General features: G+C 62.8%; 19 protein-coding genes and 2 tRNA genes. 19 read left to right on the top strand and 2 right to left on the bottom strand.

Features of this window, described 5'->3' with window-relative positions:
- The first annotated feature begins 15 nt into the window (after nt 1–15).
- From PA6_RS13890 to PA6_RS13850, 9 genes are all read left to right on the top strand, one after another.
- On the top strand, nt 16–1,221 hold the full coding sequence (locus tag PA6_RS13890; protein WP_021701562.1) for a benzoate/H(+) symporter BenE family transporter: 1,206 nt from the start codon (nt 16–18) through the stop codon (nt 1,219–1,221).
- Between the two features lie 86 nt (nt 1,222–1,307).
- On the top strand, nt 1,308–2,588 hold the full coding sequence (locus PA6_RS13885; RefSeq protein ID WP_021701561.1) for an OprD family porin: 1,281 nt from the start codon (nt 1,308–1,310) through the stop codon (nt 2,586–2,588).
- 142 nt (nt 2,589–2,730) lie between these two features.
- Nucleotides 2,731–3,579 (top strand): CoA transferase subunit A, encoded by an 849-nt coding sequence (locus PA6_RS13880; protein WP_021701560.1) that lies wholly within the window; start codon nt 2,731–2,733, stop codon nt 3,577–3,579.
- Nucleotides 3,579–4,364 carry a CoA-transferase subunit beta gene (locus PA6_RS13875; protein WP_021701559.1) on the top strand — a complete coding sequence of 262 codons (786 nt, stop codon included), beginning with the start codon at nt 3,579–3,581 and terminating at the stop codon, nt 4,362–4,364. Before PA6_RS13880 ends, PA6_RS13875 begins: the two co-directional genes overlap by 1 nt.
- A complete protein-coding gene (pcaF, locus tag PA6_RS13870; RefSeq protein ID WP_021701558.1) occupies nt 4,361–5,566 on the top strand; it encodes a 3-oxoadipyl-CoA thiolase in 1,206 nt (401 codons plus the stop codon). Before PA6_RS13875 ends, pcaF begins: the two co-directional genes overlap by 4 nt.
- Before the next feature lie 98 nt (nt 5,567–5,664).
- Complete coding sequence (gene pcaD, locus PA6_RS13865) at nt 5,665–6,459, top strand: 3-oxoadipate enol-lactonase (RefSeq protein WP_021701557.1); 795 nt, start codon at nt 5,665–5,667, stop codon at nt 6,457–6,459.
- A 248-nt stretch (nt 6,460–6,707) separates the two neighbouring features.
- Entirely contained in the window at nt 6,708–10,466 is a 3,759-nt protein-coding gene (locus tag PA6_RS13860; protein ID WP_052520171.1) for a PAS domain-containing hybrid sensor histidine kinase/response regulator, read from the top strand.
- Complete coding sequence (locus tag PA6_RS13855) at nt 10,463–11,533, top strand: HD-GYP domain-containing protein (RefSeq protein WP_021701555.1); 1,071 nt, start codon at nt 10,463–10,465, stop codon at nt 11,531–11,533. The genes PA6_RS13860 and PA6_RS13855 overlap by 4 nt, the downstream gene beginning before the upstream one ends.
- 97 nt (nt 11,534–11,630) lie before the next feature.
- Nucleotides 11,631–11,936 (top strand): DUF2388 domain-containing protein, encoded by a 306-nt coding sequence (locus PA6_RS13850; RefSeq protein ID WP_021701554.1) that lies wholly within the window; start codon nt 11,631–11,633, stop codon nt 11,934–11,936.
- A gap of 58 nt (nt 11,937–11,994) precedes the next feature.
- Here PA6_RS13850 and PA6_RS13845 read toward each other — a convergent pair whose 3' ends face one another.
- Complete coding sequence (locus PA6_RS13845; protein WP_021701553.1) at nt 11,995–13,278, bottom strand: NAD(P)/FAD-dependent oxidoreductase; 1,284 nt, start codon at nt 13,276–13,278, stop codon at nt 11,995–11,997.
- 185 nt (nt 13,279–13,463) lie between these two features.
- Between PA6_RS13845 and PA6_RS13840 the strand changes: the two genes are divergently transcribed.
- From PA6_RS13840 to PA6_RS13795, 10 genes are all read left to right on the top strand, one after another.
- Nucleotides 13,464–13,540, top strand: a tRNA-Val gene (locus tag PA6_RS13840).
- Nucleotides 13,541–13,767: 227 nt separating this feature from the next.
- Nucleotides 13,768–15,690, top strand: a complete 1,923-nt coding sequence (gene thrS / locus PA6_RS13835) for a threonine--tRNA ligase (RefSeq protein ID WP_021701552.1) — start codon at nt 13,768–13,770, stop codon at nt 15,688–15,690.
- On the top strand, nt 15,690–16,241 hold the full coding sequence (gene infC, locus PA6_RS13830; RefSeq protein ID WP_169919782.1) for a translation initiation factor IF-3: 552 nt from the start codon (nt 15,690–15,692) through the stop codon (nt 16,239–16,241). The genes thrS and infC overlap by 1 nt, the downstream gene beginning before the upstream one ends.
- Before the next feature lie 60 nt (nt 16,242–16,301).
- Nucleotides 16,302–16,496 (top strand): 50S ribosomal protein L35, encoded by a 195-nt coding sequence (rpmI, locus tag PA6_RS13825; protein ID WP_021701550.1) that lies wholly within the window; start codon nt 16,302–16,304, stop codon nt 16,494–16,496.
- Between the two features lie 31 nt (nt 16,497–16,527).
- Complete coding sequence (gene rplT, locus PA6_RS13820; protein ID WP_013716023.1) at nt 16,528–16,884, top strand: 50S ribosomal protein L20; 357 nt, start codon at nt 16,528–16,530, stop codon at nt 16,882–16,884.
- A gap of 95 nt (nt 16,885–16,979) precedes the next feature.
- Nucleotides 16,980–17,996 (top strand): phenylalanine--tRNA ligase subunit alpha, encoded by a 1,017-nt coding sequence (gene pheS, locus PA6_RS13815; protein WP_021701549.1) that lies wholly within the window; start codon nt 16,980–16,982, stop codon nt 17,994–17,996.
- A 43-nt stretch (nt 17,997–18,039) separates the two neighbouring features.
- Nucleotides 18,040–20,418, top strand: a complete 2,379-nt coding sequence (pheT, locus tag PA6_RS13810; protein WP_021701548.1) for a phenylalanine--tRNA ligase subunit beta — start codon at nt 18,040–18,042, stop codon at nt 20,416–20,418.
- Between the two features lie 3 nt (nt 20,419–20,421).
- Complete coding sequence (gene ihfA / locus PA6_RS13805) at nt 20,422–20,724, top strand: integration host factor subunit alpha (protein WP_002553164.1); 303 nt, start codon at nt 20,422–20,424, stop codon at nt 20,722–20,724.
- Nucleotides 20,705–21,061 carry a MerR family transcriptional regulator gene (locus PA6_RS13800; RefSeq protein ID WP_021701547.1) on the top strand — a complete coding sequence of 119 codons (357 nt, stop codon included), beginning with the start codon at nt 20,705–20,707 and terminating at the stop codon, nt 21,059–21,061. The genes ihfA and PA6_RS13800 overlap by 20 nt, the downstream gene beginning before the upstream one ends.
- An 82-nt stretch (nt 21,062–21,143) precedes the next feature.
- A tRNA-Pro gene (locus PA6_RS13795) sits at nt 21,144–21,220 on the top strand.
- A gap of 122 nt (nt 21,221–21,342) precedes the next feature.
- Here the strand turns inward: PA6_RS13795 and PA6_RS13790 are convergent.
- A complete protein-coding gene (locus PA6_RS13790; RefSeq protein ID WP_043216706.1) occupies nt 21,343–22,185 on the bottom strand; it encodes a hypothetical protein in 843 nt (280 codons plus the stop codon).
- Nucleotides 22,186–22,544: the final 359 nt, after the last annotated feature.

Raw genomic sequence — 22,544 nt, 5'->3', positions numbered from 1 at the left:
ACCTTGCGAGGGACCATGAAAGCCCTGCTCAACGATTTCAGCCTGCCGGCCCTGGTGGCCGGGCTGCTCGCCACCACCATCTCCTACGCCGGCCCGCTGGTGCTGATTTTCCACGCCGCGGAAAGCGCCGGCCTGTCGCAGGCGCTGCTGTCGTCCTGGGTCTGGGCCATCTCCATCGGCAGTGGCGTGCTGGGCCTCTTGCTCAGCCTGCGCTACCGCACGCCGGTGGTGATCGCCTGGTCGATCCCGGGCAGCGCGCTGCTGGTCGGCGCCTTGCCCGAGCTGGGCCTGAACCAGGCTATCGGCGCCTACCTGGTGGCCAACCTGATCCTGCTGCTGATCGCCCTGAGCGGCAGCTTCGACCGGCTGATCGCCCGGCTGCCCGGCTCCATCGCCGCCGGCCTGCAGGCCGGCATCCTGTTCGCCTTCGGCATCGAGGTGTTCAAGGCGCTGCCCGAGCAGCCGCTGCTGATCGCCAGCATGTTCGTCACCTACCTGCTGCTGCGTCGCGCGGCGCCACGCTACGCGGTGGCTGGCGTACTGCTGGTGGGCGCGGCACTGACCCTGCTCGGCGGCCAGCTGCGCAGCGAGGCGCTGGTACTGCAGCTGGCCACGCCGCAGTGGATCGCCCCCGAATTCAGCCTGGCCGCCACCCTCAACCTGGCGCTGCCCTTGGTGCTGGTGGCGCTCACCGGGCAGTTCATGCCGGGCATGGCGGTGCTGCGTAATGCCGGCTATGCCACCCCGGCCAGCCCGATCATCGGCGCCAGTGCCCTGGGGGGCGCGCTGCTGGCGCCTTTCGGCTGCCACGGCCTGAACCTGGCGGCGGTCACCGCCAGCCTGTGCACCGGCCGCGAGGCCCACGAGGACCCCGAGCGGCGCTACGTGGCCGCGGTGGTCGGCTGCCTGGCCTATCTGGCGCTGGGCATCGGTGGCGCCACTCTGGTGTCGCTGTTCGCCGCCTTTCCCGCGGCGCTGATCGCCGCCCTGGCCGGGCTGGCGCTGTACGGCGCGTTCAGCGAGGCGCTGGCGCGCAGCCTGAATGAGGCCGCCGAGCGTGACGCCGGGCTGTTCACCTTTCTGGTGACGGCCTCCGGGGTGAGTTTCCTCGGCCTGTCGGCGGCCTTCTGGGGCCTGCTGTTCGGTATCGGCGCGCACCTGCTGCTGCGTCTGCGTCGGCCGCCAATACCGGCACCGCGCGCCGTGCCCGCGCGCGACTGATCCCTTTCCTGATTCCCCGAGCCGGCCGCCCCCGAGGCAGCCGGGCGGGTTCCTGCAACCTGGATAACAACAAGAGCACCACGACGATGACGCACACCCCACGCCTTTGCCTGCTGTCCACCGCCATTGCCGCCTGCCTGCCGAGCCTGAGCCAGGCCGGCGAGGGCGGCTTCATCGAAGACACCACTGCCAGCATCACGGCGCGCAACTACTACTTCAGCCGCGACTTCTCCGATATCGTCGGGCCGAATCAGCAGTCCCGCGCGGAGGAGTGGGCGCAGGGCTTCATCCTCAACGTCAAATCCGGCTACACGGAAGGGCCGGTGGGCTTCGGTGTCGACGCCATCGGCCTGCTGGGGGTGAAGCTCGACAGCGGGCGAGGGCGGGTCAACAGCGGTCTGCTGCCGGTTCAGGAGGACGGCGAGGCGGCCGATGACTACAGCCGCCTGGGCGTGGCCGGCAAGATGCGCTTGTCGAATACCGAGCTGAAGGTCGGCGAGCTGCAGCCGAACCTGCCCGTGCTGGCGTTCTCCGATATCCGCCTGCTGCCGCCGAGCTACCAGGGCGTGAACCTGACCTCCAGCGAGATCGCCGGGCTGACCCTGCAGGCCGGCCACCTCAACTCCACCAGCCTGCGCAACGAGGCCGGCGACGACCAGATGATCGCCATGCTCGGCCATCTGCCAAAGCGCGGCGCGGTCAGCGATGCCTTCAACTACGCCGGCGGCGACTATTCCTTCAACACTGCGCGCACGACCGCCAGCGCCTGGTACGGCCAGCTGGAGGACATCTACCAGCAGCGCTTCCTCGGCCTCAAGCACAGCCAGCCGCTGGGCGCCTGGACCCTCGGCGCCAACCTCGGCGTCTACGACTCGAGCGAGGACGGCCAGGCCCTGCTCGGCGATATCGACAACCAGGCGGCTTTCGCCCTGCTGTCGGCCAAACACGGCGGCCACACCTTCTACCTCGGCTACCAGGCCATAGACGGCGACAACGCCTTCCCGCGGGTGTTCGCCAACATCTCGCCGCTGGGCAACGAGGTGCCGACCTACGAGTTCGCCTCGGCCGACGAGCGCTCCTGGCAGGTGCGCTATGACTACGACTTCGCCGCCCTGGGCGTGCCGGGACTGATCGCCGGAGTGCGCTACATCGAAGGCGATAACGTCGATGCCCAGGCCACCAACCGTGGCGGCTCGCGCTACGAGGGGCAGGACTGGGAGCGCGATCTGGACATCGGCTACGTGGTGCAGAGCGGTGCGCTCAAGGGGCTTGGCGTGCGCGTGCGCAACGTCACCGCGCGCTCCAACTACCGCAGCGACATCGACGAGAACCGACTGGTCTTCAACTACACCTGGACCCTGCTCTGAGGTGAGCCAGGTCTGGGACGGAACGGTTCGATAATCGCCCAGTAAGGCCGTTAGCGCATTGTTCCGCCCAGGTGCCGACCCTAACCTCGTTTCATACCGGCTGCGTCCTCGCAGCCCCCGTACCACTAGCGAGAAGAACCCGATGGCCGACATCATTTCTCTGGGCGAAGCCATTTCGCGCCACGTCAACGACGGCGACTGCATCGCCCTCGAAGGCTTTACTCACCTGATTCCCACTGCCGCGTCGCACGAGATCATCCGCCAGGGCAAGCAGAACCTGCACCTGGTGCGCATGACGCCGGACCTGGCCTACGACCTGCTGATCGGTGCCGGTTGCGCGCGCAAGCTGACCTTCTCCTGGGGCGGCAACCCTGGTGTCGGCTCGTTGCATCGCCTGCGCGATGCGGTCGAAAAACAGTGGCCCAACGCCCTGGAAATCGACGAGCACAGCCATGCCGACCTGGCCAACGCCTATGTCGCCGGAGCCTCCGGTCTGCCATTCGCCTTGCTGCGCGCCTATGCCGGCTCCGACCTGCCCAAGGTCAACCCGAGCATCAGGTTCATCACCTGTCCCTTTACCGGCGAGAAGCTGGCCGCCACTCCGGCGGTGCGTCCGGACGTCACCGTGATCCATGCGCAGAAAGCCGACCGCAAGGGCAATGTGCTGCTCTGGGGCATCCTCGGCGTGCAGAAGGAAGCGGCCCTGGCGGCGAAGCGCTGCATCGTCACGGTGGAGGAGATCGTCGACGACCTCAACGCGCCGATGAACGCCTGCGTCCTGCCGGGCTGGGCGCTGAGCGCGGTCTGCCACGTGCCCGGCGGCGCCCATCCGTCCTACGCCCACGGCTACTACGAGCGCGACAACCGCTTCTACCAGGCCTGGGATCCGATTGCCCGTGACCGGGAAGCCTTCAGCGCCTGGATCGATGAGTACATCCGTGGCACCCGGGATTTCAGTGAGTTCCAGCAAAAGATCGCGGAGGACAAGTGATGAGCACCGACTACAGCACCAATGAGATGATGACCGTGGCCGCCGCCCGCCGCCTGAAGAACGGCGCGGTCTGCTTCGTCGGCATCGGCCTGCCGTCCAAGGCAGCCAACCTGGCACGTCTGACGTCCTCGCCGGATGTGGTCCTGATCTATGAATCCGGCCCGATCGGCGCCAAACCGAGCGTGTTGCCACTGTCCATCGGTGACGGCGAACTGGCCGAGACTGCCGACACCGTGGTGCCGACCGGCGAGATCTTCCGCTACTGGCTGCAGGGCGGGCGCATCGACGTGGGCTTCCTCGGCGCGGCCCAGGTCGACAAGTACGGCAACATCAACACCACCGTGATCGGCGATTACCACAACCCCAAGGTGCGCCTGCCCGGCGCCGGTGGCGCGCCGGAGATTGCCGGCAGCGCCAAGGAGGTGCTGATCATCCTCAAGCAGTCGCACCGCACTTTCGTCGACAAACTGGCCTTCATCACCTCGGTGGGCTTCGGCGAGGGCGGCGAGCACCGCCAGCAGCTGGGACTGCCGGGCAAGGGGCCGGTGGGCATCATTACCGACCTGTGCATCATGGAGCCTGAAGCCGGCACCCATGAGTTCATCGTCACCGCGCTGCATCCGGGCGTGACCCGCGAACAGGTGATCGAGCACACTGGCTGGGCCATCCGTTTCGCCGAGCAGGTGATCGAGACTGCGCCGCCCACCGAGGTCGAGCTGCAGGCCCTGCGTGCGCTGGAAGCCCGCACGGCGGCCGCCCACGGCCAGGCCGGAGGTGAGGAATGAGCCGCGAGGTCTTTATCTGCGATGCGGTCCGCACGCCCATCGGCCGTTTCGGCGGCGCGCTCTCGGCGGTGCGGGCCGACGATCTGGCTGCCGTTCCGCTCAAGGCACTGGTCGAGCGCAATCCGCAGGTCGACTGGGCGCAACTCGATGAGGTTTATCTCGGCTGTGCCAATCAGGCCGGCGAGGACAACCGCAATGTGGCGCGCATGGCCCTGTTGCTGGCCGGGCTGCCGCAGAGCATCCCCGGCGTGACCCTCAATCGCCTGTGCGCCTCCGGTATGGATGCGGTCGGCACGGCCTTTCGTGCCATCGCCAGCGGTGAGGCCGAACTGGTGATCGCCGGCGGTGTGGAGTCAATGTCCCGCGCGCCCTATGTGATGGGCAAGGCCGACAGCGCCTTTGGCCGTGGCCAGAAGATCGAAGACACCACCATCGGCTGGCGCTTCGTCAATCCGCTGATGAAGGCGCAGTACGGTGTTGATGCCATGCCGGAAACCGCCGACAACGTGGCCGAGGACTATGGCATCAGCCGCGCCGATCAGGATGCGTTCGCCCTGCGCAGCCAGCAACGTGCGGGTATCGCCCAGGCCAGCGGCTACTTCGCCGAGGAAATTGTCCCGGTGGTGATCAGGGGCAAGAAGGGCGACACCGTGATCGAAGCAGATGAGCATCTGCGCCCGGACACTACGCTGGAGATGCTGGCCAGGCTGAAGCCGGTCAACGGCCCGGACAAGAGTGTCACTGCCGGCAACGCCTCGGGTGTCAACGACGGCTCGGTCGCTCTGATTCTGGCCTCTGCCGAGGCTGTCAAACGGCATGGGCTGGTGCCTCGGGCCAAAGTGCTGGGCATGGCCAGCGCCGGTGTTGCCCCGCGCGTGATGGGCATCGGCCCGGTGCCGGCGGTGCGCAAGCTGCTGGAGCGGCTCAACCTGGCCATGGCCGACTTCGATGTCATCGAGCTGAACGAAGCTTTTGCCGCCCAGGGCCTGGCTGTGACTCGCGAACTGGGCCTCGCCGACGACGATGCACGGGTCAATCCCAACGGTGGCGCCATCGCCCTCGGTCATCCGCTGGGCGCCAGCGGCGCGCGGCTGGTGCAGACTGCCCTGCACCAGCTGGAGAAATCCGCCGGCAAGCGCGGACTCTGCACCATGTGTGTAGGCGTGGGGCAGGGCGTGGCACTGGCCGTCGAGCGTGTCTGAATCATTCGGCCGTACTGCTGCGACAGCCACGGCCTTGCCAACCTTAACCCTGCGCAGGTGTCCTGGATCCCTGCAGCATGGCCTGAACGGAGTTTTCCATGCCTAGCGTACGACTCGCCGACGGCGACCTGCATTACCAGCTCGAGGGCCCGGCCGGCGCGCCGGTGCTGGTGCTGTCCAACTCCCTGGGCACCGATCTGCACATGTGGGATGTGCAGATGCCCGAGCTGATCCGGCATTTCCGTGTGCTGCGTTACGACACCCGTGGCCATGGCGCATCACTGGTCACGCCGGGCCCCTACAGCATCGAACAGCTGGGGCGCGATGTGCTGGCCCTGCTGGATGCGCTGGATATCGCCCAGGCCAGCTTCTGTGGCCTGTCCATGGGCGGGCTGATCGGTCAGTGGCTGGCGATCAACAGCCCTGAGCGCATCGAGCGCCTTGTGCTGTGCAACACCGCTGCGAAGATTGCCGGGCCCGAGGTCTGGAATCCTCGCATCGAAACGGTACTGCGCGACGGCCAGGCGGCGATGCTGGCCCTGCGTGATGCCTCCGTTGCCCGCTGGTTCACTGCCGAGTTCGCCGCCGCGCAGCCTGCCCAGGTCGCGCCGGTGGTCGACATGCTCGCGGCCACCTCGGCGCAGGGCTATGCCGCCAACTGCGCGGCGGTGCGTGACGCCGATTTCCGCGAGCAGATCCGGGCCATCCAGGCGCCGACTCTGGTGGTCTGTGGCGACGCCGATGCGGTGACCACGATCGAGCATGGCCGCTTCCTGCAGTCCGGCATTCCGGCTGCCGAGCTGCTGGTGCTGCCGGCGGCACACCTGTCGAATGTGCAGGCGGCTGCACAGTTCACCCAAGGCGTGCTGGCGTTTCTCGTCCCACGCCATTGAGCGTGCCGGCGGTGCTGCATAGAGCGCCAGCCGGGGCGCTGCAACCTGCGTGACGACTGTCACTGCCTGGGATTCTCGCGCGACGGGCTCGAATGATGTCATATTGATATCTATGGGCTCGTTGCGCCGTCGGGATTTCATTCGGCTCGGGCTCTGAGCTATACAGGCAGGAAAGTCTCCGAGGATTTCACCGGGTGAAGTTGGCGAGAATAAGTAATCTGCTGACATGGCTGGTCGCAGGGCTGCTGGTGAGTGCCTGTGTTTCGGTATGGCTGGCGTTCGAGCTGAATGGCCGCTACCGCGCAGAGGTCGATCAGCTGCACCGGGCTGGTGACGCGATCAATCACCTGCAGCTGCTGGCCCACCAGCGCAGCATGGCGGTGCGCAGTTATGTGAGCACCACCGAGGAGTTCTACTACCGCGACTACCAGGCGCTACGCGAGTCGGCGAATGACTTCGACCAGGTGGTGCAGAGCTTCGTCATCCAGCGCATGCCGGAAAGCTACGTGATGCAGTTACTGGCGGCCCGGGACAAATCGACGCAGATGGGCGAGTACGAGTTGCAGGCATTCGCGCTGGCGCGTGCCGGTGACTGGAAGCAGGCCATCGAGAAGGTCTTCGGCCAGGAGTACCAGCAGGCCTCGCTGGCGGTGCAGGCACCGCTGCAGGCGATAGAACAGGCGCTGCACGAGCAGGGGCGGGCGCAGGTCAACCAGGTCGAGCGCAATGCCCGCACGGCCATGTACGTTGCCGTGCTCCTCACCCTTGGGGGGCTGCTGCTGGTGGCTCTGGCGTTACGCAGCTTCTATCACCGCCGGGTCCTCAAGCCGCTGGTCGAGATGACCACGCTGACCGACCATCTGTTGCACGGCCAGCGCGATATCCAGTACCGCTATGCCGAAGAGCATTCGGAAATCGGTGACCTCAGCCGCGCGCTGTGTCGCTACCGCGATGTCATGCAGGAGCTCGACAGCCAGCGTCGGCAGTTTTCCGAGGCGGAGGCCTGGTATCGGCAGATCATCGAATTCGCGCCCGATGGCATGCTGGTGGTGGACGAAGGCGGCACCATCCTGATTGCCAACCCCAAGGCCCACCAGCTGTTCGGTTATGTCCATGGCGCCATGCTCGGGCTTTGTGTCGATGACCTGGTGCCGCCGAATATCCGCCCCCAGCATGCGCAGATGCGCGCCAAGTTCATGAGCTCCAACCGCTCCCGGGCGATGGGCAGCATCAGCGGCGATTTTCGCGCGGTTGATCGCCAGGGCCGCGAGTTTCCAGTGGAGCTGGGCCTAACCCGCCTGCCGCTGATCGAAGGGCGCAGCCCCTGCGCCTGCGTGACCATCCGTGATATCAGCGAGCGCAAACGCCTCGACCAGCAGATTACCGATCAGCTGGCCTTCCAGCGGGTTCTGCTCGATACGCTGCCTTACCCGGTGTTCGTCAAGGACGCCGAAATGCGTTACATCGACTTCAACCAGGCGTTCCTCGATACCTTCGGGATCAGCCGCGACGAGCTGCTGGGGCGCACGGTTGTGCAGTTCAAGGGGCTGCCGGCCGAGGATATTCCCCGCTACCTGGAAGCCAATCAGAAGGTGATCCGTGAAGGTGGCAGCCACACGGCCGAGGTACGCGTCCCGCTCGCCGACGGCCAGTTGCACCCGGCCATCTACTGCCTGACCAGCTACAACGGCAGCGACGGTCGTGTCGCCGGCCTGGTGGGCACGCTGATCGATATCAGCGCGCAGAAGCAGGCGGAACTCGATCAGGCGCGTGCCAAGGAGCTGGCGGAGGAGGCCACGCGCCTCAAGTCCGACTTCCTGGCCAACATGAGCCATGAAATCCGCACGCCGATGAACGTGATCATGGGCATGGCGCACCTGGCTCTGGACAGCGGACTGGAAGGGCGCCAGCGCAACTACGTGGAAAAGATCCAGACGGCCGCCCAGGGGCTACTCGGCATCATCAACGACATTCTCGACTTCTCGAAGATCGAGGCCGGCCGGATGCATTTCGAGCAGATCGATTTCTTTCTCGAGGATGTTCTCGGCGGCCTGGTCGACCAGGCCACGCTCAAGGCCCAGGAAAAGGGCCTGGAGCTGCTGTTCGACATTGCCACCAGCGTGCCGACCGGGTTGGTAGGCGATCCTCTGCGCCTGGGGCAGATCCTCAACAATCTGCTGAGCAATGCGCTGAAGTTCACCGAACGCGGCGAGGTCACCCTGCGTATACGCCTGGAGCAGGAGAGCGAGGGCAAGGTCTGGCTGTATTTCGAGATTCAGGACACCGGCATCGGCATGAGCGCCGAGCAGATTTCCCGGCTGTTCAGGGCCTTCACCCAGGCCGACAGCTCCACCTCGCGCAAATACGGCGGAACCGGCCTGGGGCTGACCATCTGCCAGCGCCTGGTGCAGCTGATGGGCGGCGAGATCGGGGTCGACTCGGAGCTCGGCGTCGGCAGCAGCTTCTATTTCCGCGCGCCCTTCGGGCTGCAGCAGGAGCAGCGTCAGCTGAGCATCAGCACGGATGACCTGCAGGGGATGGCGATTCTGGTGGTGGATGACAACGCCACCGCCCGGGAAATTCTGACCAGCATGCTGGTCTCCCTGAAGTTCCAGGTGGACAGCGCGGCTTCTGCGGAGCAGGCGATCGCCAAGCTGGAGCAGGCGAATGCCGCCGGCAAGCCATTCCGCCTGGTGCTGATGGACTGGATGATGCCGGGTGTGGATGGTGTCGAGGCACTCCGGCGCATTCGCAACGATGAACAGATCTCCGGAACGCCGCTGTTCATCATGGTCACGGCCTATAGCCGCGATGAGCTGCTGGAGCGGCTGGGCGAAATGGAGGTGCAGGACGTGCTGGTCAAGCCGGTAACACCTTCGACACTGCTGGACAGCATCCTCAACGCCTTCGGGCGCGAGGCGCTGGCCCGTCCGCGGCGCCGCGAGGTCGCCCAGGAAGTCGAGCAGGCGCAGCAGCAGCTGTCTGGAGCCTACCTGTTGCTGGTCGAGGACAACCTGGTCAACCAGGAAATGACGGTCGAGATTCTCGGACGCGCCGGTATTCGCGTGGACGTCGCCAACAATGGTGCCCAGGCCCTGGCGATGGTGGTGCAGAAGGCCTACGACGGCGTGCTGATGGATTGCCAGATGCCGGTGATGGATGGCTTCGAGGCCACGCAGCGCATTCGCCAGCTACCTGGCCTGGCGCAGCTGCCGATCCTGGCCATGACGGCCAACGCCATGGCCGGTGACCGGCAGCGCTGCCTGGATGCCGGCATGAACGAGCACATTGCCAAGCCGCTGGATGTCAATCAGCTGTTCATCACCCTCAATCGTTGGATCAAGGGCCACGGTGTGCAGTTTGCGCCTGCGCCGCAGGCGGCCGTGAGCTTGCCGGTGATCGACGGCCTGGAGCTGGACAGCGCCCTGCAGCGCCTCGCCGGCGACGGTGCGCTGCTGCGCCGGCTGCTGGGGCGCTTCTGTGAAACCGAGCGCGACTGCATCGCGCGGGTGCGTCAGGCGCTTGCCGCGCAGGCGCAGGGTGATGCCGTGCGCATGGTCCATTCGCTCAAGGGGCTGGCCGGCAATATCGGCGCGCGTGAGCTGGCGCAGCGCGCGGTCGATCTGGAAAGTCTTCTGCGTCATCCGCGTGAGGCGGCCGAGCTCGAGTCCATGCTGTTGCAAGTCGAGCAGGATCTGGCCAGGCTGGTCGAGTCGATCGAGGCGGCGCTGCGACTGGCCGAGCCGCTTGCCCCGGCTGCGCAGGAAACGACCGACCTGGATGCCGCGACGCTGTTCGCCGGTCTCGACCGGCTGCACAGCCTCCTGGACGAGGATGATGGTGAGTCGATGCATGTGCTGGAGCCGCTGTTGCCTGCCCTGCGGGCCCGGGGGCATGGACGCGAGGCGGACGCTCTCGCCGAGCTGATCAGGCGCTATGCCTACGAGGAGGCGCTGCAGGGCCTGAGCGCGCTGCGTCAGGCGCTGAGTATCGAGAAGGGAAGATGATGGACCGCACCGATTCGCGCGCAACGATTCTGCTGGTCGACGATATCGTCGACAACATCGATATTCTCAACAGCATCCTGCTGCCGCACTATCACACCCGGATTGCCCTCAATGGCGAAAAGGCCCTGAAGATCGTTGGTTCGGCCAATCCGCCGGATCTGATTCTGCTCGACATCATGATGCCGGGGCTCAACGGCTACGAGGTCTGCCAGCGTCTCAAGGACAATCCGGATACGCGCGATATTCCGATCATCTTCATCACGGCCATGAGCGAGGTGGAGGACGAGCAGCATGGCCTCGAGCTGGGCGCGGTGGACTACATCACCAAGCCGGTCAATCCCGCCATCGTGCTGGCGCGTGTGCGCACCCACCTGGCCCTCTACGACCAGAATCGCGAGCTGGCGCGCCAGGTCCGCGAGCGCACCGCCGATCTGTTCAAGACCCGCCAGCAGATCATTCGCCGCCTCGGTCGTGCCGCGGAGTTTCGTGACAACGAAACCGGCAACCACATCATCCGCATGAGCCATTTCTGCCGCCTGATCGGTATTGCTGCCGGCCTCGGGGAAAAGACCGTGGAGATCCTCTACAACGCCTCGCCCATGCACGACGTGGGCAAGATCGGCATTCCCGACCATATCCTGCTCAAGCCCGGCAAGCTGAACGAGGAGGAGTGGCAGGTGATGCGCAGGCACCCGCGGATCGGTGCCGACATCATCGGCCAGCACTCCGACGAGCTGTTGCAGAGCGCTTGGGCCATCGCCCTGTGTCACCACGAGAAGTGGGACGGAACGGGATACCCTACCGGACTCAAGGGCGAGGACATCCCGCTGATGGCGCGCATTGCCGCGCTGGCCGATGTGTTCGATGCGCTGACGACCGAGCGCCCCTACAAGAAGGCCTGGACGATCGAGGCGGCTGTCAGCCATATCGAGGCACAGGTCGGCAGTCATTTCGACCCGGGGCTGATCGAGCCTTTCCGCCAGGCCTTGCCGGAGATGCTGCGCATTCGCGAGCAGTTCGCCGATACCTTCGGCGCGATGGAGGATTTCGGCCCGCCAGCACCATGAGCGGTGGGCTCGGCAGTTGCGTGGGAGGCTGCTATACCTTGATCATGTCGCCAGGCGTTTCGTAGAACGGCTTCATCTGCTAACAGGAGTTTGCCCTATGCAAAGCAAGTACTGGCTGGCCGCCCTGGCCTTGGGACTGAGCCTGCAGGCCGGTGCCACCAGTTTCGTGGTGACCACCGACGGCATCGTCAATACCGTGGACGGTACCAGCGACGTGACATCTTCCAGCTTCGGCGACGACAAGGTGGTGCGCGAGGCCAAGGATGATGCCGCCAGCTTCGTCGCCAGTGCCGGCGCCATCCGTGGTGCACATCTGGAAGCAGCCTTCCTGCACATTCGCAGCCAGCAGCCGACGCTGCAGATGGACGATATGCAGCTGGCTCAGGCCATCCTGGCCATCTGAGCACCCCGCTGAAATGAGAAACGGCGCCCTTGGGCGCCGTTTTTGTTTGCGGTCGGTGTTACAGGCCCAGCTTGTCGCGCAGGCTGTAGTACCAGGCGCCCATGGCGGTGAAGGGCACGCGGAACAGACGACCACCCGGGAAGGGGTAGTGCGGCAGGCTGCCGAAGGCGTCGAAACGCTCGGCCTGGCCACGCAGGGCTTCGGCGAGGATCTTGCCGGCCAGGTGGGTGTAGGTCACGCCATGGCCGCTGCAGCCTTGCGAGTAGTAGATATTGTCGCCGATGCGGCCGACCTGCGGCAGGCGCGACAGGGTCAGCAGGAAGTTGCCGGTCCAGGCGTAGTCGATCTTCACGTTTTTCAGTTGCGGGAAGGTCTTGAGCATCATCGGGCGGATCATTGCCTCGATGTTAGCCGGGTCCTTGGCGCCGTAGACCACGCCGCCGCCGTAGATCAGGCGACGGTCACCGGTCAGACGGAAGTAGTCGAGCAGGTAGTTGCAGTCTTCCACGCAGTAGTCCTGCGGCAGCAGGCTCTTGGCCACTTCTTCGCTGAGCGGCTCGGTGGCAACCACCTGGCTGCCGCATGGCATGGTCTTGGCCGCCAGTTCCGGCACCAGATTGCCCAGGTAGGCGTTGCCGGCGACCACGATGAACTTGGCCTTCACGCGGCCTTCGGGGGTATGTACCACCGGGTTGGCACCGCGCTCGATGCGCACGGCCGGGCTCTGTTCGTAGATGACGCCACCCAGGCTCTCCACCGCTGCGGCTTCGCCGAGCGCCAAGTTCAGCGGATGGATGTGGCCGCCGCTCATGTCGAGCATGCCGCCGATGTAGTTCTCGGTCTTGACCACTTCACGGATGCGCTGGGCGTCCATGATCTCCAGCTGGGTGTGGCCGAAGCGCTCCCACAGCTTCTTCTGCGCTTCCAGGTGCTTCATCTGCTTGGGCGTGAAGGCGGCAAACACGCCACCGTCCTTCAGGTCGCACTTGATGTCGTACTTGGCGATGCGCTCGCGAATGATGCGACCGCCTTCGAAGGCCATCTGGCCCATCAGCTGAGCCTGCTTCGGGCCGACGGTGCGTTCGATCACGTCGATGTCGCGGCTGTAGCTGTTGACGATCTGGCCGCCGTTACGGCCGGAGGCGCCGAAGCCGACCTTGGCCGCCTCGACGATGCTGACCTTGAAGCCGTTCTCCAGCAGGAACAGAGCGGTGGACAGGCCGGTGTAGCCGGCGCCGATGATGCAGACATCGGTCTCGGTCTCGCCCTGCAGGGCCGGGCGCTGCGGCACCGGATTGGCCGAAGCGGCGTAGTAGGACTGGGGGTAGGAGGTGTGCGCCATATTTGAACCTATGTTCTTTATTTTTTACGGAATGAGCGGATGCTACCCGAGTCAAAATGCGCCGGCTAGCCTCTGTGCAAAATTTTCAACGTGCCGCTGTGCGGCAAAAAATCCACTTTTTCAGAGGCTTAGCGAAAAAAGGTGTTGACACCGCGGCGAATCTCCCTAAAATGCGCCTCCATTGCAGGCACATAGCTCAGTTGGTTAGAGCACCACCTTGACATGGTGGGGGTCGTTGGTTCGAGTCCAATTGTGCCTACCAAATCCGAAAGGGGTCGTTGATACGACCCCTTTTTTATTGGCTGCTTGCCAGAGAATAGGCTTTCTGGAAGCATCCGCGATTCTGTTTACCTCCAGTGACTCTGGTTCGGTTCTGGTTGGCCCGTAAGGCTCCTGCCATCGTCAGGCAGGTATACCGCCGGATCGCTTCCTGGCTCATCCCAACCCATGTGACCTTTGGTAGGGGTCACCACTAGGAGAGGAGGCGCCATGCCCACCATTACTCTTCCCGACGGTAGTCAGCGTTCGTTTGATCATGCGGTATCCGTGCTTGAGGTGGCTCAGTCCATCGGTGCCGGTCTGGCCAAGGCCACTCTGGCCGGCAAGGTCAACGGCAAGCAGGTGGATGCCTGCGATCTGATCGAGGCCGATGCGACCCTGCAGATCATTACGCCGAAGGACGAGGAAGGGCTGGAGATCATTCGCCACTCCTGCGCACACCTGGTGGGGCATGCGGTCAAGCAGCTCTATCCGAACGCCAAGATGGTCATCGGCCCGGTGATCGAAGAAGGCTTCTATTACGACATTGCCATCGATCGTCCTTTCACGCCGGAAGACATGGCGGCGATCGAGAAGCGCATGGCCGAGCTGATCGACAAGGACTACGACGTCATCAAGAAAATGACGCCGCGTGCCGAGGTCATCGAGCTGTTCCGCGCGCGTGGCGAGGAATACAAGCTGCGCCTGATCGACGACATGCCGGACGAAAAGGCCATGGGCCTGTACTTCCATGAAGAGTACGTGGACATGTGCCGTGGCCCGCACGTGCCCAATACCCGCTTCCTCAAGTCCTTCAAGCTGACCAAGATCTCCGGTGCCTACTGGCGCGGCGACTCGAAGAACGAGCAGCTGCAGCGTATCTACGGCACCGCCTGGGCGGACAAGAAGCAGCTGGCGGCCTACATCCAGCGCATCGAGGAAGCCGAGAAGCGCGACCACCGCCGCATCGGCAAGCAGCTGGACCTGTTCCACCTGCAGGAAGAGGCGCCGGGCATGGTGTTCTGGCATCCGGCTGGCTGGACCGTCTACCAGGTGCTGGAGCAGTACATGCGCCAGGTGCAGCGCGAGAACGGCTACGTCGAGGTGCGCACGCCGCAGGTGGTCGATCGCATTCTCTGGGAGAAGTCCGGCCACTGGTCGAACTACGCCGAGAACATGTTCACCACCAGTTCGGAAAACCGCGACTACGCGGTGAAACCGATGAATTGCCCGTGCCACGTGCAGATCTTCAATCAGGGTCTGAAGTCCTACCGTGATCTGCCGCTGCGCATGGCCGAATTCGGCTCCTGCCACCGCAACGAGGCGTCCGGCGCCTTGCACGGCATCATGCGCGTGCGCGGTTTCACTCAGGATGACGCGCACATCTTCTGCACCGAAGAGCAGGTGAAGAAAGAGGCTTCCGACTTCATCAAGCTGACTTTGCAGGTCTACGCCGACTTCGGCTTTACCGACATCTCCATGAAGCTGTCGACCCGCCCGGCCAAGCGCGTGGGTTCTGACGAGCTGTGGGATCGTGCTGAAACCGCGTTGGCGGATGCGCTGAACGAGTCTGGCCTGGCCTGGGAATACCAGCCGGGCGAGGGTGCCTTCTACGGCCCGAAGATCGAGTTCACCCTGAAGGACTGCCTCGGCCGTAACTGGCAGTGCGGTACCCTGCAGTACGATCCGAACCTGCCAGAGCGCCTGGATGCCAACTACATCGCCGAAGACAACAGCCGTACGCGCCCGGTGATGCTGCACCGCGCCATTCTCGGTTCCTTCGAGCGCTTCATCGGCATGCTCATCGAGCATTACGCCGGTGCGTTCCCGGCCTGGCTGGCTCCGACCCAGGCGGTGATCATGAATATCACCGACAAGCAGGCCGATTTCGCCTTGGAAGTCGAGAAAACTCTCAACCAAAGCGGATTCCGTGCCAAGTCGGACTTGAGAAACGAAAAAATCGGCTTTAAAATCCGAGAGCATACTTTGCTCAAGGTTCCCTATCTCCTGGTTATTGGCGACAGGGAAGTTGAGACACGATCCGTTGCTGTGCGTACCCGCGAAGGTGTCGACCTAGGCTCCATGCCTCTGGAACAGTTCGCCGATCAGCTCAAGCAAGCGGTTTCCCGGCGTGGTCGCCAAGATTCGGAGTAATCATTATTAAGCGTGAAATGAGACAGGATAAGCGGGCCGCCCCCAAGGCCCCGATCAACGAGAACATCACTGCTCGTGAGGTCCGCCTGATTGGTGCGGATGGCGAGCAGATCGGTATTGTTTCGATTGATGAGGCATTGCGCGTGGCTGAAGAAGCCAAGCTGGATCTGGTAGAGATCTCGGCTGACGCGGTACCGCCAGTTTGCCGAATCATGGACTACGGCAAACACCTGTTCGAGAAAAAGAAGCAGGCTGCGATTGCGAAGAAGAATCAGCACCAGCAGCAGATCAAAGAAATCAAGTTTCGTCCAGGGACGGAAGAAGGGGATTACCAGGTAAAGCTACGCAACCTGGTACGTTTCCTTAATGAAGGGGACAAGGCCAAGGTATCCTTGCGATTCCGTGGTCGTGAGATGGCCCACCAGGAGCTGGGGATGGAGCTGTTGAAGCGGGTCGAAGCCGACCTCGCCGAAATCGGCACCGTCGAACAGCATCCCAAGCTGGAAGGACGCCAGCTGATGATGGTCATCGCTCCCAAGAAGCGTAAATAACCTCCCGGGCACTGGCAGGCCTGATGGTTATCAGTTGTTAATGAATGCGGAGTACTAAACATGCCAAAGATGAAAACCAAGAGCGGTGCAGCCAAGCGTTTCCTAAAGACCGCTGCTGGCTACAAGCACAAGCACGCTTTCAAGAGCCACATCCTGACCAAAATGTCCACCAAGCGTAAGCGTCAACTGCGCGGTAGCGAGCTGATGCATCCGTCGGACAAGGCAAAAGTCGAGCGCATGCTGCGCGTTCGTTAATTCGGTCAAGATATTTTAGAGGTTATTACTCATGGCTCGTGTTAAGCGTGGCGTTATCGCTCGTGCCCGTCACAAGAAAATCCTGAAACTCGCCAAAGGCTACTACGGCGCGCGTTCGCGCGTGTTCCGCGTTGCCAAGCAGGCTGTGATCAAGGCAGGCCAATACGCCTACCGTGACCGCCGTCAGCGCAAGCGTCAGTTCCGCGCTCTGTGGATCGCTCGTATCAACGCTGGTGCTCGCATCAACGGTCTGTCCTACAGCCGTCTGATCGCTGGCCTGAAAAAAGCGTCGATCGAAATCGACCGCAAGGTTCTGGCCGATCTGGCAGTGAACGAAAAAGCGGCGTTTGCTGCGATTGTCGAGAAAGCTAAGGCCGTTCTGGCTTAAGTCCCCCGACAATCACCGGGCTTGCCCGGTGGCAACGTCAAAGATAGGGGAAGAGCCTTCAAGCTCTTCCCCTATTTCGTATCTGGAGTCCGTACATGGAAAACCTGGATGCATTGGTCTCGCAAGCGCTTGAGGCCGTGCAAAGCACCGCAGATGTGAACACCCTGGAGCAGCTCCGGGTCCAGTATCTCGGCAAGAAGGGCGAGCTGACCGCCCTGATGCAGACCCTTGGCAAGCTCTCTGCCGAGGAACGCCCGCAGGCCGGCGCCCTGATCAATGCCGCCAAGAACCAGGTTCAGGACGCCCTGAACGCCCGCAAAACCGTGCTTGAGCAGGCTCTGCTCGCCGAGAAGCTGGCGTCCGAGCGTATCGACGTGACCCTGCCGGGCCGCGGTCAGGCCTCCGGTGGCCTGCACCCGGTTACCCGCACCCTCGAGCGCGTCGAGCAGTTCTTCACCCATATCGGCTACAACGTGGCCGAGGGTCCGGAAGTCGAGGACGACTACCATAACTTCGAGGCGCTCAATATCCCCGGCCACCACCCGGCGCGGGCGATGCATGACACCTTCTATTTCAACGCGAATATGCTGCTGCGCACCCATACCTCGCCGGTGCAGGTGCGCACCATGGAATCGCAGCAGCCGCCGATCCGCATCGTCTGCCCCGGCCGCGTCTACCGCTGCGACTCCGATATCACCCACTCGCCGATGTTCCACCAGGTCGAAGGCCTGCTGGTCGACGAGGGCATCAGCTTCGCCGACCTCAAGGGCACCATCGAGGAATTCCTCCGGGTGTTCTTCGAGAAGCCGCTGGGCGTGCGTTTCCGTCCGTCCTTCTTCCCCTTCACCGAGCCGTCGGCCGAAGTCGACATGCAGTGCGTGATGTGCTCCGGCAAGGGCTGCCGCGTGTGCAAGCAGACCGGCTGGCTGGAAGTGATGGGTTGCGGCATGGTGCATCCGAATGTGCTGCGCATGTCCGGCATCGATCCGGAGAAGTACCAGGGCTTCGCCTTCGGCATGGGCGTCGAGCGCCTAGCCATGCTGCGTTACGGCGTCAACGACTTGCGCCTGTTCTTCGATAACGACCTGCGGTTCCTGGCGCAATTCCGCTAGCCGCATGCCCCGTATCGAATTCGCTTAATGGAGAACAGACAGCATGAAATTCAGTGAACAGTGGCTGCGCAGCTGGGTAAACCCGGCGGTCTCGCGCGACGAACTGGTGGCCCGCCTGTCCATGGTCGGCCTGGAAGTGGACGCCGTGATCCCGGTCGCCGGCCAGTTCAGCGGCGTGGTAGTGGGCGAGATCCTCAGTGCCGAGCAGCACCCGGATGCCGACAAGCTGCGCGTGTGTCAGGTCAGCAATGGCAGCGCCACCTTCCAGGTGGTCTGCGGAGCGCCCAACGCCCGTGCCGGCATCAAGATCCCCTTCGCCATGATCGGCGCCGAGCTGCCGGGCGACTTCAAGATCAAGCAGGCCAAGCTGCGCGGCGTGGAGTCCCAGGGCATGCTCTGCTCGGCCTCCGAGCTGCAGATCAGCGACGACAACAGCGGCCTGATGGAGTTGGCGGCGGACGCTCCGCTCGGCCAGGACGTCCGTGCCTACCTGGGCCTGGACGATGCCAGCATCGAGATCGGCCTGACCCCCAACCGAGGCGACTGCCTGTCGCTGGCCGGCCTGGCCCGCGAAGTCGGTGCCATCTACGGCGCGCCGGTCACCGCGGTGTCCATCGCGCCGGTCGCCGCCGCGCATGACGAAGTGCGCCCGGTTGAAGTGCTGGCGCCCAAGGCCTGCCCGCGCTACCTGGGTCGCGTGATCCGTAGCGTCGACCTGTCCAAGCCGACTCCGCTGTGGATGGTCGAGCGCCTGCGTCGTTCCGATATCCGCAGCATCGACGCCGCCGTCGACATCACCAACTACGTGATGCTCGAGCTCGGTCAGCCGATGCACGCTTTCGACCTCGCCGAGATCAACGGCGGCATCCGCGTACGCATGGCGGAAGAGGGCGAGAAGCTGGTCCTGCTGGATGGCCAGGAAGTCAGCCTGCGCGCCGACACCCTGGTGATCGCCGACCACAACCGCGCCCTGGCCATCGCCGGCGTGATGGGTGGCGAGCACAGCGGTGTCAGCGGCAAGACCCGCGACCTGTTCCTCGAAAGCGCCTTCTTCGACACCATCTCGGTGGCCGGCAAGGCCCGCTCCTATGGCCTGCACACCGACTCCTCGCACCGCTTCGAGCGTGGTGTGGACTCGCAGCTGGCGCGCAACGCCATGGAGCGCGCCACCGCGCTGCTGCTGGAGATCGTCGGCGGCGAAGCCGGTCCGATCATCGAAGTGGCCAGCGCCGCCGACCTGCCGAACGTTGCGCCGATCACCTTGCGTGCCGAACGAATCAGCCAGATGCTGAGCATGGACATGGACGGTGCCGAGGTCGAGCGCCTGCTCACCGCGCTGGGCCTGGGTGTGACCGCTCAGGGCGCTAGCCAGTGGCTGGTCAGCGTGCCGAGCCACCGCTTCGACATCAGCCTGGAAGTGGACCTGATCGAAGAGCTGGGCCGCCTGTACGGCTACAACCGCCTGCCGGTGCGTTACCCGCAGGCCCGTCTGGCTCCGCAGGCCAAGGCCGAGGCCCGTGCCGAGCTGCCGGCCCTGCGTCGCCTGTTGGTGGCGCGCGGCTATCAGGAAGCCATCACCTACAGCTTCATCGATCCCAAGCTGTTCGAGCTGTTCAATCCGGGCGTGGCGCCGCTGCAACTGGCCAACCCGATCTCCGCCGACATGGCCGCCATGCGTTCCTCGCTGTGGCCGGGTCTGGTCAGGGCGCTGGAGCACAACCTCAATCGCCAGCAATCGCGCGTGCGTCTGTTCGAGAGCGGCCTGCGTTTTGTCGGTCAGCTCGAAGGGCTGAAGCAGGAAGCCATGCTGGCGGGTGTGATCAGCGGTAGCCGCCTGCCGGAAGGCTGGGCCAACGGCCGCGAGAGCGTGGACTTCTACGACCTCAAGGCCGACGTCGAGGCGCTGCTGGGCTATGCCGGCGCCGCCGCTGCATTCAGCTTCGTACCGGGCGAGCACCCGGCTCTGCATCCGGGCCAGACCGCGCGCATCGAGCGGGAAGGGCGCCTGGTCGGCTTCGTGGGGGCACTGCACCCGGAGCTGGCCAAGACCCTCGGTCTGGATCAGCCGGTGTTCCTCTTCGAGCTGGTACTGGCCGAAGTCGCCACCGGGCGCATGCCGGCGTTCAGCGAGTTGTCGCGCTTCCCCGAGGTGCGCCGTGACCTGGCGTTGCTGGTGGATCGCGAACAGCCGGCCGAAGCCGTGCTCGCCACCATTCGCGAGGCTGCAGGCGAATGGCTGACTGACCTCAAGCTATTTGACGTCTATCACGGTAAAGGTATTGATCCGCATAGAAAAAGCCTGGCAGTCGGCTTGACCTGGCAACATCCATCGCGCACTCTTAACGACGATGAGGTGAGTACAACTACGCAAAACATCATCACCTCGCTGGAAGAAAGGTTCAACGCCACGTTAAGGAAGTAGCGTATGGGGGCTCTGACGAAAGCTGAAATGGCGGAACGTCTGTATGAAGAGCTTGGCCTGAATAAGCGGGAAGCCAAGGAGTTGGTGGAGCTGTTTTTCGAGGAAATCCGCCACGCGCTGGAAGACAACGAGCAGGTCAAATTGTCCGGTTTCGGCAATTTTGACCTGCGCGATAAACGTCAGCGCCCAGGTCGCAATCCCAAGACAGGCGAAGAAATCCCGATCACGGCTCGCCGTGTCGTCACCTTTCGTCCGGGCCAGAAATTGAAGGCCAGAGTAGAGGCATATGCTGGAACCAAGTCATAACGACGAGCTGCCGCCTATCCCTGGCAAACGCTACTTCACCATTGGCGAAGTCAGCGACCTCTGTGCCGTCAAACCTCATGTTTTGCGTTACTGGGAGCAGGAGTTTCCCCAGCTCAATCCGGTGAAGCGGCGGGGTAACCGTCGCTATTATCAGCGCCAAGACGTGCTGATGATCCGCCAGATCCGGGCGCTCCTGTACGACCAGGGCTTCACCATCGGCGGGGCGCGTCAGCGTCTCTCCGGCGACGAGGCCAAGGACGACACCACCCAGTACAGGCAGCTGATCCGGCAGATGATTGCCGAGCTTGAGGATGTTCTGCTGGTACTCCGTAAATAAGTGCCCTGCAGTAAAAAAAACTTCCACAATTCAGCAGCTTATTGTAAAGTCCACCTCGCTTCCGGTAACACGGAAGCATCGTCGGGGCGTAGCGCAGCCCGGTAGCGCACTTGCATGGGGTGCAAGGGGTCGAGTGTTCGAATCACTCCGTCCCGACCAAAAAACCCTAGAAAATCCAGTCACTTAACGGTGACTGGATTTTTTTATGCCTGATGGTTTTCTGTCTCTCCCGAATTTTGTGCCACTTTTTGTGCCACTGGCTTTTCGAGGCTTCAGATGGCTCATGTCGAGGGAGGTTTGGGGAGGTACAGTTCGTGCTGTTCCTCGCCCAAGATAAGCAGCTCCAGGACCCGTGTTCGTGATAGCTGGCGATCCTCAGCCAGTTTGTCCAAGACTGCATTGACGCTGATAGGGAGTACAAAGTTGTACTGCTTCCTCTCGGTGGCCTTCTCGCGCGTTTTTTGGGTGTTCCAGCGTCTCTTTATTTTCTCGATGTAGAGCTCCTTTTCCTCGGCGGATGCTTCGCTGAGGTCGAAGAACTCCAGCATCTCATTGAGCTTCGTAAAGGGCGCTGCTCGCCATGTCAGCCAAGACTTGTTTTTTTCCATCCAGCTCCAGGCTAGAGCACATTTTTCATGTTCATCGTCATCCTTGAACCAGCTGAATAGCTTGTCGGTCTTCAGCTGCCTATTCCAGCTGTTGGACAGTTGGTTCAGTGTTCTCTTTTTTTCGTCGAAGCTCTCATCCCAAAGATCAAAAAGGGCAATCAGCTTTGCCTTGTCAGTGAGCATCTGGAAAACGCTGCTTACGACTTCTTTACCGAGTAATTTTTGGGCTTGAGCTGTCAGCCACTTTGGCTGTCTTCCTGCCTTGTCGATCCATTTGAATGCTTCCTCTGGCAGAAGCGTTCTCGCCTTCGCGTCGTTTAGATGCCATCGAAGCGCTGGTTCCTGACTCATCACCTTATAAATTTCATCGCGCATGGTTGCGCTGTTCAGCTGGCAATCGGCGAGCTCGAATTTTGGATTCGTCTTTAAGGTTAGCCATAGCCATGTCACCTCCCTATCGTCGAGTCTCCAGTCGCTGAGTATGTTGGAAAGATTGTCATTATCGTTAAATGCCATCGTATTGGTCCAAATCAAGATGTATTAAAGAATAATCCTAGACCAATTTAAGTACATTTCTAGTCAATTAATAGATCAAATCTATCTCTTAAAAAGAATAAAAATAGATTATTTATAGATGTCTGACAATCATAGGAACCCCTGAATTTCGGTGGTTTCGTGCCTTGATCAGCCTTCAGATGGTGTTTTAGGAGGACAGACATTTATCAGATGCGGACAGCGCAGCAACAGGCTCTTATGCTCGTTTGCTTGGCTGCTTTAATAGGGGACGACTTCAGTGGAAGGATCTATCGGCGTGGCTGTGCTGGCGGCCAGTGACTAGTCAGGGCTTCTGATGGTCGTGAGTTGTGTTGGCGGGG

Origin of the sequence: Aquipseudomonas alcaligenes NBRC 14159 (assembly GCF_000467105.1) — a bacterium.
Lineage (GTDB): Bacteria > Pseudomonadota > Gammaproteobacteria > Pseudomonadales > Pseudomonadaceae > Aquipseudomonas > Aquipseudomonas alcaligenes.
The sequence above is the reverse complement of the archived record's forward strand: the minus strand, read 5'-3'. Positions and strand labels throughout refer to the sequence as shown.

Coding starts and splice junctions, on each gene's coding strand:
- rplT (WP_013716023.1), top strand. CDS start 16,528: ATGGCTCGTGTTAAGCGTGGCGTTATCGCTCGTGCCCGTCACAAGAAA.
- PA6_RS13875 (WP_021701559.1), top strand. CDS start 3,579: ATGAGCACCGACTACAGCACCAATGAGATGATGACCGTGGCCGCCGCC.
- PA6_RS13790 (WP_043216706.1), bottom strand. CDS start 22,185: ATGGCATTTAACGATAATGACAATCTTTCCAACATACTCAGCGACTGG.
- pheS (WP_021701549.1), top strand. CDS start 16,980: ATGGAAAACCTGGATGCATTGGTCTCGCAAGCGCTTGAGGCCGTGCAA.
- thrS (WP_021701552.1), top strand. CDS start 13,768: ATGCCCACCATTACTCTTCCCGACGGTAGTCAGCGTTCGTTTGATCAT.
- PA6_RS13885 (WP_021701561.1), top strand. CDS start 1,308: ATGACGCACACCCCACGCCTTTGCCTGCTGTCCACCGCCATTGCCGCC.
- PA6_RS13855 (WP_021701555.1), top strand. CDS start 10,463: ATGATGGACCGCACCGATTCGCGCGCAACGATTCTGCTGGTCGACGAT.
- PA6_RS13845 (WP_021701553.1), bottom strand. CDS start 13,278: ATGGCGCACACCTCCTACCCCCAGTCCTACTACGCCGCTTCGGCCAAT.
- PA6_RS13850 (WP_021701554.1), top strand. CDS start 11,631: ATGCAAAGCAAGTACTGGCTGGCCGCCCTGGCCTTGGGACTGAGCCTG.
- PA6_RS13800 (WP_021701547.1), top strand. CDS start 20,705: ATGCTGGAACCAAGTCATAACGACGAGCTGCCGCCTATCCCTGGCAAA.
- rpmI (WP_021701550.1), top strand. CDS start 16,302: ATGCCAAAGATGAAAACCAAGAGCGGTGCAGCCAAGCGTTTCCTAAAG.
- pheT (WP_021701548.1), top strand. CDS start 18,040: ATGAAATTCAGTGAACAGTGGCTGCGCAGCTGGGTAAACCCGGCGGTC.
- pcaD (WP_021701557.1), top strand. CDS start 5,665: ATGCCTAGCGTACGACTCGCCGACGGCGACCTGCATTACCAGCTCGAG.
- pcaF (WP_021701558.1), top strand. CDS start 4,361: ATGAGCCGCGAGGTCTTTATCTGCGATGCGGTCCGCACGCCCATCGGC.
- PA6_RS13880 (WP_021701560.1), top strand. CDS start 2,731: ATGGCCGACATCATTTCTCTGGGCGAAGCCATTTCGCGCCACGTCAAC.
- PA6_RS13890 (WP_021701562.1), top strand. CDS start 16: ATGAAAGCCCTGCTCAACGATTTCAGCCTGCCGGCCCTGGTGGCCGGG.
- ihfA (WP_002553164.1), top strand. CDS start 20,422: ATGGGGGCTCTGACGAAAGCTGAAATGGCGGAACGTCTGTATGAAGAG.